The organism is Pseudarthrobacter sp. J1763 (assembly GCF_050490295.1).
Taxonomy (GTDB): Bacteria; Actinomycetota; Actinomycetes; order Actinomycetales; family Micrococcaceae; genus JBNPEO01.
This window is the reverse complement of record NZ_JBNPEN010000001.1, coordinates 218,791-233,691: the sequence shown is the minus strand read 5'-3', so window position 1 is coordinate 233,691 and position 14,901 is coordinate 218,791. Positions and strand designations below refer to the sequence as shown.

The following is a 14,901-nucleotide window of genomic DNA, read 5'->3' as shown; positions in this document are numbered from 1 at the left end:
TGGTGATTGTTGGACCTTCAAGTTTAGGCCGGTTGAGGCTCTTCAATTTTTCCGCCGTACCAGTGCTCAATCAACGCCCTGGAAATCGAAATTCTGGACGGAATAACAATCTCCCCGCTCAACACCGCTTCCTGCAATTCCGCACGAGTGAACCAACGCGCCCGGGTGACCTCAACGCCGTCGGGTTTGGGGTCAACGGTGGTGGTGCTTGCTGTGAACCCGAGCATCAGGCTTGCTGGGAAGGGCCAAGGCTGCGATCCGAGATACTGCACATCTGTTATGTCCACGCTGACTTCTTCAGCCATTTCCCGGGCAACAGCTTGTTCTAGTGATTCACCTGGCTCAACAAAACCGGCGAATGTGGAGTGCATTTTGCTGTGCTGAGCACCACCGCCGCCTAGGAGCACGCGATCATCCGGGCCAACAATTGTCACAATGATCGCCGGGTCAGTGCGCGGGTAATGCTCTGAATCATCGCGCGGGCAGCGGCGCACCCAACCGGACTGTTCCACGTTGGTAGCTGCTCCACACCGCGGGCAATAGGGGTGCGAGGAATGCCAGTTTGAAATGGCGCTGGCCTCGATAAACAGTGCCGTGTCAGTGGCGTTTAACCAGGCTGCACACTCACGGAAACTATGCCACACAGCGGTGGTGCTGATGCCAGCAGTCCCGGGTTCTAAGGGTTCAGGCAAAACCACCAGTACGACGGCGGTCCCCACCGGAGCGCTTTCGGAACTGACAGTTCGTCCCAAGTAGACGAACTGCAGCTTGTCTTGCTCTGGAATGTGCTCGAGCACAGTACCGACGTCCAGCAGAAGCAAGCCTCCGTCGTCGTCAGCGGTCAAAAGTGCCTGACGCTGGGACAGCAGCATGGCTTTGGTGCCCGGCTCAACCAAAAGCTCCGACAATTTCTCAGGGCGCATCCGCTCAGTAGCATCTCGATCGATCGATGCTTCAATGTGAGGCAAGACGGTGGAGGTGAGGCGGTCGGCTGCATGGGTGCGTGACGCGACAATACTCATGCTTCTACCGTACTGACTTGTACACGGTATTGGCGACTCGCCGGAGAGCCTCGAAACAGAGCGCGCCCCGGCAATCTACGGTGGAAGGCGTGAGAAGATCCCCCATTGAACTGGCCGCCATTGCAACCGCCGCCGTACCCGGCCTGGCTCCCAAGGCAGTAGCCGCCTCCGCAGACGACGCCGCCGACTTCGATTCGGCACTCCTGCTGGACAATGAAGACAAGCGCTGGCGTGTGCGCTCCCCTAAGCACCCCGAGGCCAGCACCCGTCTTGAAACTGAGCTATTGGTGCTCCGTGCCTTCGCCCCCGCTGTGCGTGCCGAACTTCCGTTTTTGATGCCCACCGTGGCCGGCACCGTGCGACAAGGTGCGCTCACCACCTTTGTGTACTCGCACTTGGCCGGGTATAGCGTGCCGGTGGATGAGATGGCCGCCGCAGGGGACGCCATGGCCGCTGATCTGGCCACTACGTTGGCCGCGATCCACGATCTACCTCACTCTTTGGTGGACAACGCAGACCTGCCGCATTATTCCGCCGAACAATTCCGTCAGCGCCGCCTCAACGAATTGGATCAAGCCGCCACCACCGGCAAAATTCAGAGCGTTCTGTTGCGCCGCTGGGAGAACGCGCTTGAGGATGTCACTTTGTGGCGCTTTAACCCGTGTGTGGTTCATGGCGACCTCCACGAAGACAACATCCTGGTTGAAGGAACCCGCGTGATGGCCGTGACCGGATGGACTGACCTCCGCATTGGCGATCCCGCCGATGACTTGGCGTGGTTGGTGGCCGCTCAAGATCAGAGCTTTGTGGATTCCGTTTTGCGCCACTACGCCGCCTCCCGCCGGGACCAGCCGGACACACAATTACTGCGCCGCGCAGCCCTGTCCGCTGAGTTTGCCCTGGCCCAGTACTTGGTCAAGGCGCTTGCGAGTGAAGATCCACAAATGATTGCCGAGGCCGAGGACATGCTTGCCTCCTTGGCTGCAGACATCGAAGAAGAACAACGTGTTGAGGAAGAAGCTCGTCTAGAGGCGCGGTTGCAAGAACTCGCTGCCCACGAGCCCGAACCCGAAACCGCCTTGGAGACGGAGACTGCCGCTGCTGTGCCGTCCCCGGCCGCAGAGCCGCCGGTCGCTGAGTCGCCAGCGGCAGCTACGGTTGCCGTATCGGCAGGTGCTGCAGCTGCTGTGTCGGTAGCGCCAATTCCCGTTGAAGTAGAGAGCAGCGAGCAGGACTCGGATTCCGAGGAAACCACGGAACCGGAGGCTGCGCACCACGACAGCACCGAAACGGCTGCGATTTCCATCATCGAGGCCCCCAAGCGCTCCTAGCGGCTCGGTTTGTCGGTGATCGCGCTGACCGACTGTTCAAACCGGCTGTTCAGCGTAGGCGGCTGCCACAATAGCTTCCAGTTCGGCTTCCTCTGCAAGGTCCATGGGCCGCACCACCGCGTCGTCCGCAACGTAGTAGAACGCAGCGCGCACCTTCGCCAAGGGAACGTTTTTGAGCCGTGCCCAGGCTAGCCGGTACACGGCCAACTGCACGGCGCGCACTTCCAGATCCTTGGCGGAGGGTTTGTGGCCGGTTTTCCAGTCCACAAGTTCCCAGCCACCGTCAGCGTCTTGGAAAATGGCGTCAATGCGGCCACGAACCACAACGTCACCTACGCGCGTTTCCACGGCAGCTTCAACAAACGCGGGAATGCGGCTGGCCCATTCGGAGCGTTTAAAAGTCTCTACAAGCTCTTCAAGTTGGTAGACGTCTGCCGGATCGCTATTAGTGCCAGCGAGATCTTCAAAGTCCAGCATTCCGGCCGAACCAAAGAACTCCTCCACCCACAAGTGGAAAGCCGTCCCCTTACGGGCGGCCATTCCCGGTTGCCGCGGGATCGGTCGGCGCAATTGGGTCACAACACCAACCGGATCCTTGCGCAGTTCCGTCAGAGTGGACGCGGAAATGTGCTGCGGCAGACGGACTTCGTTGTTTGGCCTCAACTGCTCGCGAGCAGCCAAGAGTAGCTTTGCCTCTTCGGCCCATCCAGACGCTTTGAGGCTCAGCCCCGCCGCAATATCCCCGGTCTCCGTCCCCCTTTCTAGCCAAGCGTTGACCTCAACAGCGGCACGTTCCATTGCCGCGCGTCGGCCTGGTTTGAGACTCAAACGTTCACCGGTCACAGCGTCGAGGGGCCCCTCTAGCGGATCGTAGGGCCAGTTGGCACTTTGGATCTCGGCGGTGTGCGGGTTCGTCTCTGTGATGGCCTCAGCTTCAACACTTTCGGCGTGGATTTCGATCAGCGATTGCCCCGGCACAGCTAGCTGCCACAATTCGCTCAGGAAGGGTGACGGTTCACTGGGTTTACTGCGAGTTCCCACCCAGGCCGCGCTCGAGAGCCACAAGAAGTCCTTGGCCCTTGTGTAGGCAACGTACGCAAGTCTCCGTTCTTCAAGTTCGGCGTGCGCGCCCACCTCATCGGAGAAGGTTTTCTCGGATTCCAGCCAACCTTTTTTGTCCGGCTGATCCGTGTCCCATTGAGGTAGATCGTTGGCGTCCCCACGTAAAGGCCACGGGAGCGCCGCACTGCCGCTGCTCCATCGTGAGATTTTGTCGCTCGGAAAGCTGCCTGCATTTAGACCCGGAACAAACACCGCATCCCATTCGAGCCCCTTGGAAGCGTGGACGGTGAGGAGTTGAACGGCTTCCGGATTAACCTCGGCTTGTGCCATGGCCAGGCCGTTTTCTTCATCTTGAGCCGCTTCGAGCCACGCCAAAAAAGTCGCCAGGTCAACCCGTTCAGCCGTTTGCATAAAGCCCGCCGCCGCATCCTGAAAAGCATCAAGATTTCTACGCGCTTGATGGATGCTCACCCCAGGTTTTGCTGCCACCTCAATATCCAAAAGCATGGTGCGTTCGACTTCACCGAGTAGGGAGATCAAGTCATCACCCAAGAAAGTACGCAAGGTACGCAGCTCCGCCGATAACCGTTGAAGACGCTCCAGCCCTTCAGCGGTGAGCGAGCGTCGGTGACCGGAGACCCAGCCTGGCTGCGGCAACCAGTCCAGCGCTTCAATCAGGCTTGCTGAATCGCTAAGGTCCGCCGCGATCACTGGGGTGCTAGCGTCCTCGCTCTCGAGCTCCTCAGGTGTGTTGAGATCCAGAGATTCTCTGCGCTCAATGGCTTGGGCACGGCGCTTGGCCAAAAAGCGAGACCAGTCGTTGAATGCCATCAAGTCTGCGGTGCCCAGACGCCAGCGCGCTCCAGCGAGTAACCGCATCAAGGAATCTGATCGGCCCGGATCCGCTAAAACGTGGAGTGTGGCAACCATGTCCACAATTTCCGGGGTGTCCATCAAACCACCGAGACCAACAATCCCGTAGGGAACACCGTAACGCTCGAATTGTTGACGAATGCCTTCCATTTGAGCCCGACGGCGGCATAGAACGGCCATACTCGGCGGTCCGGAACGGCCACTGGCCACACCCGGCTCACGTAACCCGCCTGGTCGACGTAAACGCATAACGGCCTCGGTAATGGCCAAAGATTCGTCCACGTCAGTGTTGAACCTGGACATAACAACGCGGCCCTGTTTGGCAGTTGGTGAAGCCGTGAGTGAAGGTACACCACCGGTGACACTCACTGCCGCCTTGTTCAAGGGCGCTGCGATGGTATTTGCCATGGCCAGCACGTTGTGGCCGTTACGCCATGCGGTGGTGAGGAAAGCAGTCTTCGCTGGTGCACGGTTGCCGTCGGGGAACACCCTAGGGAACTCTGTGGAGAAGTGGAACAATTGCCCTGCTGAGGCACCGCGAAAGCCGTAGATGGATTGATTGGGGTCCCCTACCGCTGTGACCGGGTGCCCGTCGCCGAATAGCCGCGAGAACAGCACCATCTGTGCGTGCGAGGTGTCCTGAAATTCGTCCAGGAGGACAACTTTGCTGCGCTCACGCTCCATCCGTGCTGCCTCAGGAATTTCATTGGAAATACGTGCTGCAAGTTCAACCAAGTCCCCGAAGTCTAGGACTGAACGGCGACGTTTGGCTTGTTCGTAGCGTTCAACAAGCTCAGCAACGGTGATCCTTGTTTTGAGCAGACGCTCGAGGTCCTTGGCTGCTTTCTCTGGACCCCGGGCTCCCTTGGAAACGAGGGGAAGCTCACTGTAGGTAGCAAGCCGTTCCGCGAGCCACTCTTGAACTTCTGTGGCGGGCCGCAAGTGCTCGGAGCACTCGCCTGAGAGTTGAACAACTGCTTTAACTAGCGTGGATTTGGCAGCGCTCAGGTGCTCGTATTCGCCGTCGAAAGATTCCACAATTTCGTTTGCCATCTGCCACATCCGGGCACCGCCCAAGAGGGTCACGTCCCGTTCGATACCCAGGCGAAGGCCGTGGTCCGAGACGATCGAGGAGGCGTATGAGTGATACGTCGACACCTTGGGTTCCAAGGCATCGGGGTCCAAAAGGCCCGCCGGGAAAACGGCATGTTTGGTGTCAGCAGCGGCAATTTTGGCCAAGGCTGCAAGTTTGCTTCTAATACGCGAGGCGAGTTCACCTGCGGCCTTGCGAGTAAATGTCACACCCAAAATTTCTTCCGGCCGCACCCAACCGTTGGCTACCAGCCACACCACCCGGTCTGACATGGTTGCAGTTTTACCTGAACCGGCACCGGCGATCACCAGCATCGGTTCCAGAGGAGCGGAGATAATGGCTGATTGCTCAGCGGTGGGAGCATGGGATTCGCCCAATAGCGAGGCCAATTCCTCGGGTGAGAACCTCACGGGTAATTCCTGACTCATTCAGTGACCTGCCTTCCCCTAGCGCAGAGGGGACAAACTTCTGGAAGCCGGCAACCATGACCGCCGTAGCTTCCTTTGGTGGGATCGTGCCGGGCTTGGAAAGATGCGGAGCCCATTAATTCAGCAGCTTCTAGGATGAGTTCCTGAGCCCACGATTCGTCTTTTTCAAGGGCTGGTTGTTCTTGGACGCCAACCGAGGCCGTTTCTGAACCCAATTGGACCAACGCGGCACCACCGCTACTTCCCTCCGCTAGCTCGGCAAAGGCACCGTTTTCAACGGCTGCTTGGTAAACACCTAGTTGGGCGTGCCGGGCGAGCTCAGCTTTGGTCGGTTTTCGGCGGCCCGTCTTAAGGTCAACCACGTAAAGCCGCCCATCTGCGTCCATCTCCAGGCGGTCCACTTGTCCACGCAACACGGCGTCGCGCGCGGTACCTGGGGCCGGGAACTCCACTTGGAAATCATGCTCAGTGGCCACGAGCTCGCGGTTCTGAGAACGCATCAGGATCACGTAGGAGGCGAGGTGTTTGACCATGCCTTCGGCTCGTTTGAAATCCAGCCGTCCCTCCCAGTTGTCCTTCATCCCCAAGGTGGGCCATCTTCGGACTAGCTCCTGAATGTATTCGTTGCCACTTGCTGCTGGCATGTCTTGGGCAATGGAGTGCACCAAGGTACCCAGGCTGCGTGCGAAGTCAGTCGCTGCTTCGCCGCCTGCTGCTTGCACAAACCAGTCCAGAGGTGACTTGTGGACTGCCTCAATTTTTGACGGCGAAACTGCCACAGGAAGTTCAGGGCCCACAATCGGAGCCGTTGAGCTCAAGGGCGCCAAGCCCCACCAGTCTTGCGGCGCAGCACCGGGAACTGGCGGTTGGGCGGACGCCAAGACTGCAAGCACTCGAGCTGCCTCGTGAGCGTCAGGGGACCAGGGAACGCCGGCTGCGCCGGCTGCCGTCTCTGTCGCTGCATCTGTCGTTATAGCCGTCTCCGTTATGGTGGCCGCCCGTAATTCAGCCACGAGGGCCCGCAGAGTTAGTGGCCGCTCTACTCTGGTCAGCGAGCGTCCAGGATGATCCACCGAAAGCGGCGCAACGTAATCCAAAAATTGTGAGGGCTGTTCGTCTTCACTCGCCACTGCTGTGCAAATCAGAATCCGCTGGGCGCGGCTCACAGCGAGTGAAAACATTCGTAGCTCGTCGTAACGAACTTCGCGAAGGCGACTCACGGGCCCCTGCTGGAGTGCATAGTCCACCCCGTGTTCCACGGCGTCCGCAAAGAGACTGCTGCCTAGCAACTCGCCACGAAGCTTGGTATTGGGCCACACACCTTCTTGCAATCCTGGGATCAGCACCATCTCCCACTCTTTGCCCGCTGCGCTGGCCGGTGTCATGATCTGCACAGCACTTCCCTGTTGGGCTCGTGCCGCCAAGGTATCCATCGGTATTTCTTGGTTCATCAGGTAGTCAAAGAACTGGGCAGGGCCAGAACCTGGAACCTGATCTACATAGCGTTCAGCGGCGTGGAACAGGGCCATGATGGCGTCCAGATCCCGGTCTGCCCGTTCCCCTGCGGCTCCTCCTGCGAGGGCAGCCTCGCGCCAGCGTTTGGCGAGTCCGGCTGTATCCCAGATTGCCCATAGGACCGTCTCAGCATTGGCTCCTTGGACGGCCATCGCTGCCCGGCCGGCTTCAATCATGGCGGCGATCCGGCGAGCGCCCCGGGCTTCGATGCCAAGGGTCTGTAGAGCCCGAGGATTACCCAGTGCTTCGACTAAGAGCTCGTCACTGGCGCGCCCGGAACCGCCAGAGAGTTCTTCTCGCCGGAGGCTTTGGCGCAATCGCCTCAGCTCCATCGCATTACTGCCACCCACTCGGGAGGTGATCAGCGCGACCGCGCGTTCGGCGTCGAGCATTTCTGGTTCTAGCACTACGCGGTAAACGTCCAGAAGTGGGCGTACGGCGATCTCGTCACGGACCGCAGTGTCAGCTACCGGGACTGCGCAGGTGATCCCTTGAGCTTGGAGAAAGCGCTGGGTTTGAACCACTTGGGCACCGTTACGGACAATCACGGCAATGTCCTCGAAAGCGATATTGTCCCGCAGCTTCGCGTGAAGAATCCGCTGTGTGAGGTACCGCAGTTCGTGCACTGGTGAGGCCAAGAGGTGGGCCTCCACAGAGCTGTTCTGATGCACAGAGCTGTTTTGATGGACCGAGCTGTTCTGCTCCGCTTCAGAGATCCCCGCAACGGCAGTGAGCGTTCGTGCAGCTCCCCCACCGGCCCGGGTGGAGATTCGCTCTGCCACGGAAGTCCAGGCTGCGGCCAGCGGTGGAGTCATTCGGTGTGAACGGCTCAGACTCAGTTTCTTGACGCCCTCGTCCGAGGCCCCGGGCAAGCTAGCCCCCACGCCACGTACAGGTGTGCCGCGCAAGAGCTGCGGTAGTTCGGCGACGAGGTCTGGCCGCGCCCCGCGGAACCCTTGGGCCACTGTGTCTGGGCAGGCGGTAACAATGCAGTCCTTGCCTTCCGCCACATCTGCCAGAAGTTCGTATATAGCCGGATTCGCCTCTTGAATGTCGTCAACCAAAATCAGCTGGAGCCGATCCCGTTCAAGGCGCAAAAACTCAGGAGAGTCTTGGAAAATATTGCGCGCTGTGGTGATGATTCCTGCCGGATCAAAGGCGGCATCAGCACCAAGATCCATCACGTCCCGATACTCGGCATATAGGTTGGCCGCTGCATGCCACTCGGGCCGGTTCAGTCTCGTGCTGAGCGCCGCGAGGTCATCTGCCCCGCGACCGGATTCAATAATGCGGTCAAAGAGCTGCCGAATTTCTTGGCGAAAGCCGCGCGTGGGTAGGGCAGCTTGCAGGTCATCGGGCCAGGGCAGATCTCTTCCTTCACTGCTGTGCAGCTCCAGTAATTGTTTGATAATAAGGTCCTGCTCGGCGCCAGCTAACAGTCGCGGCACACCTCGCAAGGAGGTGAACCCCTCGGCGCGTGCGCGCCGGATCAGGTCAAAAGCATACGCAGACCAGGTTTTGGCTGGCGTGGTGCTCAGTGTCCGGTCTAGGCGTGCAGTGAATCGATCACGAAGCTCCGCTGCGGCAGCACGGCTCGGCGCCAGAAATAGGACCCGTTCGGGGTCAATACCGTGCTTCTCCACACGATTAACGGCTGCTTCAATAAGCGTTGTGGACTTACCGGTGCCTGGTGCGCCGCTAAGAATGATGGGCCCGCTTCCCTCTCCGTGACTGAGGACCTCGGCTTGTTGAGCGGACAGTGCCGGGCCAGTCCGCAAGCCGCGTACGGGTGGAACTAGACGCAGCGGCGCATATGTGGAGGAACCCGTTGAACTTGCCATGTTCACAGTTCACCATCCGCCTGTGACAATTTTGCTGTTCTGGAACGCAGGGCTTCCGCGAGTTGGTCCACCGCGGCGAAATTTTCCTCTGTAGGAGCCCAGCGGGCAGTCCGGAAATCAACTTTCCATCGCCCCTCGCCGGTTCGAAGATAGTTGTCAAAGTCTCCGCGGAGCGGTGTTCCCTCAGCTAGGTAGTGGGCCAAGGCTTGGGATTCGTGTCCTTGCGGCGCTTCACCGCTGGCTCGCAAAACGCGCCACCAAGGATCAGAGCTGCCGTAGTGGGACATGACCGAGCCGACCTGCCGTGGACCTGCTGACTGGAGCAGGTCCGAAATGTCGCTATAGGCCACCGCGGAACCGGCCGGAACCATTGCCGCAATGGTCAATACAGCATCCACAAAGTCCTCACGCATCGCCCCAGCCTATCGGGCACCAACGGAGAGCGCCTACCGGTTCCGAGCTCGGGTTATACGGTTGGAAACCAGTCCGCGAGCTACGTCTAGAGCCGGTGCATCAGAAAATGTCAGAGCTGGACGGTAGCGTTGGCTTTATGAGTAGCAGTTGGCATGATCAGCCCCGAGCAGCGTTCGACGTCGAAACCACCGGCCGTAATTCCCGTGCCGTTCGTATTGTCACGGCCTCGGTGGTTGTGGTGGACGGTGCTGGAAACGTCACCGCCGAGCATGAATGGTTAGCCAATCCAGGGGTGGACATCCCTGAGGAAGCTGCCCAAATCCATGGAATCACCACCGAACACGCACGCGCCAACGGCCAAGACGCTAAAACTGTGGTGGCTGAGCTTGCCAAAACGCTCGAGGACTTATTCTTAGTTGGTGTCCCAGTTATTGCTTTTAACGCCAACTATGATTTCACGGTTCTTGCCGCTGAATGCGCCCGCCACGGTATCGCACAAGTCAGGCGCTTTCCGGTGCTGGACCCTTTTATTATGAATAAGCAGGTGGACCGGTACCGCAAGGGCAAGCGCACACTCACAGCATTGTGCGAGGAATACGGAATATCTCTAGAGAACGCCCACACCTCCGCGGCGGATGCACTGGCTACCTCGCGAATGTTGGATGCCATGGTGCTGAAGTTCCCCAAACTTAAAATGCCGGCTGAAGCGTTGCACAATTTGCAGATTGAGTGGGCCTCAGCACAGGCAGCGGATTTCCAGCAGTACTTGCGTCGAACCAAACCTACGGCTGTTATCGAAGGTGACTGGCCGGTACTTCCACCCGAGGACAATAGTCGTGGCGAGTTTTAGGGGCTTATAGCCGCAGCTGGCCGATGTGCGATCTGCGTCACGTTCACCTTTTGTTCAGGTGACTGTCCGCGTCATAACGACGGCGAGAATCCGCCGTCGTTTCTTAACTGACGGCATTTTTGCGGCAATGACGAGAACTTTATTCTGCTAAACAGCCACATGTCCGAATATGACATCACTAAGTCGGGCAAAGTTACTGCGTGCCATACTTAAATTCGATTTCGGGACCACACATCACTGGGCCCGCAGATGCTACACGCATCCAAGACCGCATCATCGAGAAAGTACTTTTTATGAAACTGACTTCTGCATGGCTCAAAACAGCCGCCGTGGCCGCAACTCTTGTGTTGTCCCTGTCCGCGTGCGGTGGCGCATCCACCGCAAGTGGCCCGTTGCCTACTGACATCAAGACCGTGAAGATCGGTGTTGCCGATGGTGCAGAGCCATACTGGCAGGTTTACAAGAAGGTAGTTAAGGAAAAGGCCGGCGTTGACGTCACGTTCCAGAACTTCTCTGACTACAACCAGCCCAACCCGGCTTTGGATGAGAAGCAGCTGGACTTGAACGAATTCCAGCACTTGCAGTACTTGGCCAACTACAACGTCAAGAACGGCAAGAACCTGCAGCCGATTGGCGCCACAGCTGTTTACCCGCTGCCGCTGTACTCCAAGAAGTACAAGAGCGCAGATGAGATCCCGGCTGGCTCCGAAGTTGCTATCCCTAACGATCCCACCAACCAGGCTCGTTCAATCATCGTCCTCGAGCAGGCCGGTTTGATCAAGGTCAAGGGTGGCGCGAACTCCGCTTCTACTCCTGCCAACATCGACACCGCAGCATCCAAGGTCAAGGTAGTTCCGGTAGACGCCAAGCTCACCGCACAGAACTTGGGCAGCGTTGCAGCAGCAATCGTCAACAACAACTACGCCACCGCTGCCAAGCTTGGCGATGACCTGATCATCGCCAAGGATGACCCCAACGCCGAATCCACCAAGCCGTACATCAACGGTTTTGTGGCTCGCGATGAGGACAAAAACAACGCAACCCTGCTGAAGATCGCAGCCCTTTACCACGATCCTGAGGTTGAAGCAGCAGTCAAGAAGGACCTCGGCACCAACGGTGTGTTCAAGGACAACAGTGCAGCTGACCTTCAGGCCGCGTTGAAGACCATCCAGGAGAACGTCCAGTCTGCCAAGTAATACCTGGCTTTAGCCGTTGACGCCGATCGCCTTAGGGCGGTCGGCGTCAATGCCGTTTTCGGTGTCACTCATGGCACATCACTTGAAGTTAGGAGGACCGTGTTGAGCAGCATCGTTTCGTTCAATAATGCGTCCAAAGCCTTTGCGGGCTTCGGCAAGGCCAAGGGGAACCTGGTTAACGCCGTTGACTCCGTCACTTTGGACATCGAAGAAGGTTCCATTACCGGCGTCATCGGATACTCGGGTGCCGGTAAAAGCACCCTGGTACGTTTGATCAACGCCCTTGAATTGCCCACCTCAGGTTCCGTAGTGGTTGACGGCAAAGACCTCACCACCTTGAACCAAAAACAGCTGCGGGAGCTCCGGTCACAGATCGGTATGATCTTCCAGCAGTTCAACTTGTTCAACTCACGGTCCGTGGCCAAAAACGTTGAATATCCTTTGCGGGTAGCCGGTTGGCCCAAGGAAAAGCGCGAAGCACGAGTCAAAGAACTGCTCGAATTTGTGGGCATAGCTGAGAAAGCTCGCCAATACCCAAGCCAGCTTTCTGGTGGCCAAAAGCAGCGTGTAGGTATTGCCCGCGCACTGGCCACCTCACCCAAGATCCTTTTGGCTGATGAAGCAACCAGCGCTCTAGACCCGGAAACCACCTCGGAAGTACTGAACCTGCTCAAAAAGGTCAACCGCGAGTTGGGAACCACCATTGTGGTGATCACTCACGAAATGCACGTGGTCCGTTCCATTTGTGATCAGGTTGCCGTGATGGAAAAGGGAAAGCTCCTTGAAGCTGGCCCCGTGTACAACGTCTTTGCCTTCGCGCAAGAAGACGCCACTAAGCGCTTTATCAACTCGACAATCCAGGACAAGCCCTCGGCGGACACTGTCCGACGTTTGCAGCAAGCGCATTCGGGAACCATTGTCACTGTGACAGTTTCCGAGGACGCCGCGGCAGGCAACGGCACCCAGCAGCGAGACATCTCGGAAATCTTCCGCACTCAACCGGACGTTCACAGTGCCGTTGTTTACGGCTCAATCACTGAAATTGCTCAGCGCCCCTACGGTTCCCTGACTTACGTTTTGAGTGGCCCGGACGCCTCGGTAACGGCGCTGATCGCAAAGCTGAAGACGGTGACTGCCGTTGAAGAATGGCCAGCTTCGAACGGGAATGAGGCGCAACTATGATCGACTGGAGCATCATCGGCCCGCAGCTGGCGAGCAGTGTTCAGCAGACGCTCTACATGGTGGCTGTCACCATGGTTATTGGTGGCATCATCGGCTTGGTTATTGGTGTGCTCTTGTACGCCACCCGGCCAGGCAACATCCTGCATAACCCGGCCGTCTTCAACGTCTTGAACTTTGTGATCAACGTGGTGCGTCCCATCCCGTTTATCATCTTCATTTCCCTAGTTCAGCCCCTCCCCTTGGCAATCATCGGCAAGTCCATCGGTACTGAAGCCGCCATTTTCCCGATGACCCTTATGGCAGCCGTGGTGATGGGCCGCATTGTGGAGCAAAACCTGGTGTCGGTTGACCCCGGAGTGGTAGAAGCTGCCCGGTCCATGGGCGCCAGCCGTTCTCGGATCCTTTTTGGGGTAGTTCTCCCCGAAGCTCTGGGCCCACTGATCCTGGGTTACACCTTCATCTTTATTGGTGTTGTGGACATGTCTGCAGTGGCCGGTTACATCGGTGGTGGTGGTCTAGGTGACCTTGCCATTACCTATGGTTACCAGCAGTTCAACTACGCGGTGACCTTGCTGGCCGTTGTGGTGATTGTGGTGATTGTGCAGTTGGCTCAGCTCTTGGGCAACCTGCTGGCCCGCAAAGTGATGCGCCGCTAGGCAAACACCGCAAACCACCAGGAGCACACAAAAAGCCTCGCCCTCCAGTCACTCTGGAGGGCGAGGCTTTTTAGTTAGCTCAGGCTCTGAAGGCTACTTACGCAGTGGCCGCAGCAGCTGCCCGGGCGGCCGCTGGAAGGGCTTGGAAGATACGTTCCATGGCTGCGTCATCATGGGCTGCTGACAAGAACCATGCTTCAAAAACGGACGGGGGCAGGTACACGCCCGAGTCCAGCATCGAGTGGAAGAACGGTGCGTAGCGGAAGGACTCTTGAGCCTGTGCGTCAGCGTAGTTGTGGACGCCGTTCGCGGCGGTTCCAAAGGCAACAGAGAACAAGTTCCCCGCCGTCTGGATGGAGTGGTCCACGCCCTCTGCACTGAGCGCGGCACTCAGGGCTGCTTGCAGCTCAAGGGAGCGGGCATCCACAAAGCTGTACACCTCCGGCGTCGCGTTTTCTAGGGTGGCCACGCCGGCGGCCATGGCCACCGGGTTCCCGGACAGTGTTCCGGCCTGGTAAACCGGGCCCACGGGGGCCAAGTAGTCCATCACTTCAGCACGGCCTCCTAGGGCAGCTGTGGGCAGGCCGCCACCAATAACTTTTCCGAAGGTGAACAAGTCAGGGGTCCATGCTTCGGTGGCGTCGGCGGCACCACCGGTGAGGCCCCAGTAGCCTGCATAGCCGGTGCGGAATCCGGTGAGCACCTCATCGAGGATCAGCAGTGCACCGTGTTCGGCGGTGATGCGGCGCAGGCCAGCGTTAAATCCTTCGCCCGGTGTAACAACGCCCATGTTCGCTGGTGCGGCCTCGGTGATAACCGCCGCGATGCGTCCTGGGTGGGCCGCGAATGCCGCCTCCACTGCTGCAAGGTCGTTGTAGGGAAGCACCAAGGTTTCAGCGGCGGTTGCGGCCGTAACTCCAGCGGAGCCGGGCAGGGCCAAGGTGGCAAGACCTGAGCCAGCCGCAGCCAGTAATCCGTCTAAGTGACCGTGGTAGCAACCAGCGAACTTGATGATCAGGTCACGGCCAGTGAACCCGCGTGCCAAACGTACGGCTGTCATGGTGGCTTCGGTGCCAGTAGAGACCATACGCAAACGTTCGACGCCGGAGACTCGTTCCGTAACCAGCTCGGCTAGGCGACCCTCGTCCGGGGTGGACGCACCGAAGCTTAGACCCTTGTCTACCGCTGCGTGGACGGCGTCCAACACGGCGGGGTGACCGTGACCCAGCAGCGCCGGTCCCCACGAGCAAACGAGGTCCACGTAGTCCCGGCCATCAGCGTCCTGCAAGTGGGCACCCTTGGCTGAGACCATAAAACGTGGTGTTCCACCAACCGAACCGAAGGCGCGCACTGGGGAATTGACGCCGCCTGGCATCAGGTTCCGTGCGCGTTCGAAGAGTTGGTCCGAGGCCGGGGTGTTGGAAGTCATCTGTCCTGT

At 58.7% G+C, this 14,901-nt stretch carries 10 protein-coding genes; 5 read left to right on the top strand and 5 right to left on the bottom strand.

Annotated elements, in window-relative coordinates; all coding sequences use genetic code 11:
• Window positions 1-23 precede the first annotated feature (23 nt).
• Window positions 24-1,022 carry an NAD(+) diphosphatase gene (gene nudC / locus ACQQCD_RS01165; protein ID WP_430266559.1) on the bottom strand — a complete coding sequence of 333 codons (999 nt, stop codon included), beginning with the start codon at window positions 1,020-1,022 and terminating at the stop codon, window positions 24-26.
• Between the two features lie 89 nt (window positions 1,023-1,111).
• Between nudC and ACQQCD_RS01160 the strand changes: the two genes are divergently transcribed.
• The gene (locus ACQQCD_RS01160; protein ID WP_430266558.1) at window positions 1,112-2,353 is read left to right on the top strand and encodes a phosphotransferase; all 1,242 of its coding nucleotides are present in this window, start codon (window positions 1,112-1,114) and stop codon (window positions 2,351-2,353) included.
• 36 nt (window positions 2,354-2,389) lie between these two features.
• Here the strand turns inward: ACQQCD_RS01160 and ACQQCD_RS01155 are convergent, their stop codons facing one another.
• Genes ACQQCD_RS01155 through ACQQCD_RS01145 form a run of 3 tightly spaced genes read right to left on the bottom strand, consistent with a single transcriptional unit; the run spans window position 2,390 to window position 9,578 of the window.
• Window positions 2,390-5,809: an ATP-dependent helicase gene (locus tag ACQQCD_RS01155; protein ID WP_430266557.1), complete on the bottom strand. Its 3,420-nt coding sequence runs from the start codon at window positions 5,807-5,809 to the stop codon at window positions 2,390-2,392.
• On the bottom strand, window positions 5,806-9,165 hold the full coding sequence (locus ACQQCD_RS01150; RefSeq protein WP_430266556.1) for an ATP-dependent helicase: 3,360 nt from the start codon (window positions 9,163-9,165) through the stop codon (window positions 5,806-5,808). The genes ACQQCD_RS01155 and ACQQCD_RS01150 overlap by 4 nt, the downstream gene beginning before the upstream one ends.
• A gap of 2 nt (window positions 9,166-9,167) precedes the next feature.
• Complete coding sequence (locus ACQQCD_RS01145; RefSeq protein ID WP_430266555.1) at window positions 9,168-9,578, bottom strand: MGMT family protein; 411 nt, start codon at window positions 9,576-9,578, stop codon at window positions 9,168-9,170.
• Window positions 9,579-9,715: 137 nt separating this feature from the next.
• On the opposite strand from ACQQCD_RS01145, the gene ACQQCD_RS01140 reads away from it, so the two are divergent.
• The 4 genes from ACQQCD_RS01140 (at window position 9,716) to ACQQCD_RS01125 (ending at window position 13,463) form a co-directional block, all read left to right on the top strand.
• Window positions 9,716-10,429: a 3'-5' exonuclease gene (locus tag ACQQCD_RS01140; RefSeq protein WP_430266554.1), complete on the top strand. Its 714-nt coding sequence runs from the start codon at window positions 9,716-9,718 to the stop codon at window positions 10,427-10,429.
• 200 nt (window positions 10,430-10,629) lie between these two features.
• The gene (locus ACQQCD_RS01135; protein ID WP_430266553.1) at window positions 10,630-11,625 is read left to right on the top strand and encodes a MetQ/NlpA family ABC transporter substrate-binding protein; all 996 of its coding nucleotides are present in this window, start codon (window positions 10,630-10,632) and stop codon (window positions 11,623-11,625) included.
• A gap of 99 nt (window positions 11,626-11,724) precedes the next feature.
• Window positions 11,725-12,807 (top strand): methionine ABC transporter ATP-binding protein, encoded by a 1,083-nt coding sequence (locus ACQQCD_RS01130; protein ID WP_430266552.1) that lies wholly within the window; start codon window positions 11,725-11,727, stop codon window positions 12,805-12,807.
• Window positions 12,804-13,463: a methionine ABC transporter permease gene (locus ACQQCD_RS01125; RefSeq protein ID WP_430266551.1), complete on the top strand. Its 660-nt coding sequence runs from the start codon at window positions 12,804-12,806 to the stop codon at window positions 13,461-13,463. Before ACQQCD_RS01130 ends, ACQQCD_RS01125 begins: the two co-directional genes overlap by 4 nt.
• Window positions 13,464-13,560: 97 nt before the next feature.
• Here ACQQCD_RS01125 and hemL read toward each other — a convergent pair whose 3' ends face one another.
• Window positions 13,561-14,892 carry a glutamate-1-semialdehyde 2,1-aminomutase gene (gene hemL, locus ACQQCD_RS01120; protein WP_430266550.1) on the bottom strand — a complete coding sequence of 444 codons (1,332 nt, stop codon included), beginning with the start codon at window positions 14,890-14,892 and terminating at the stop codon, window positions 13,561-13,563.
• Between the last annotated feature and the right edge of the window lie 9 nt (window positions 14,893-14,901).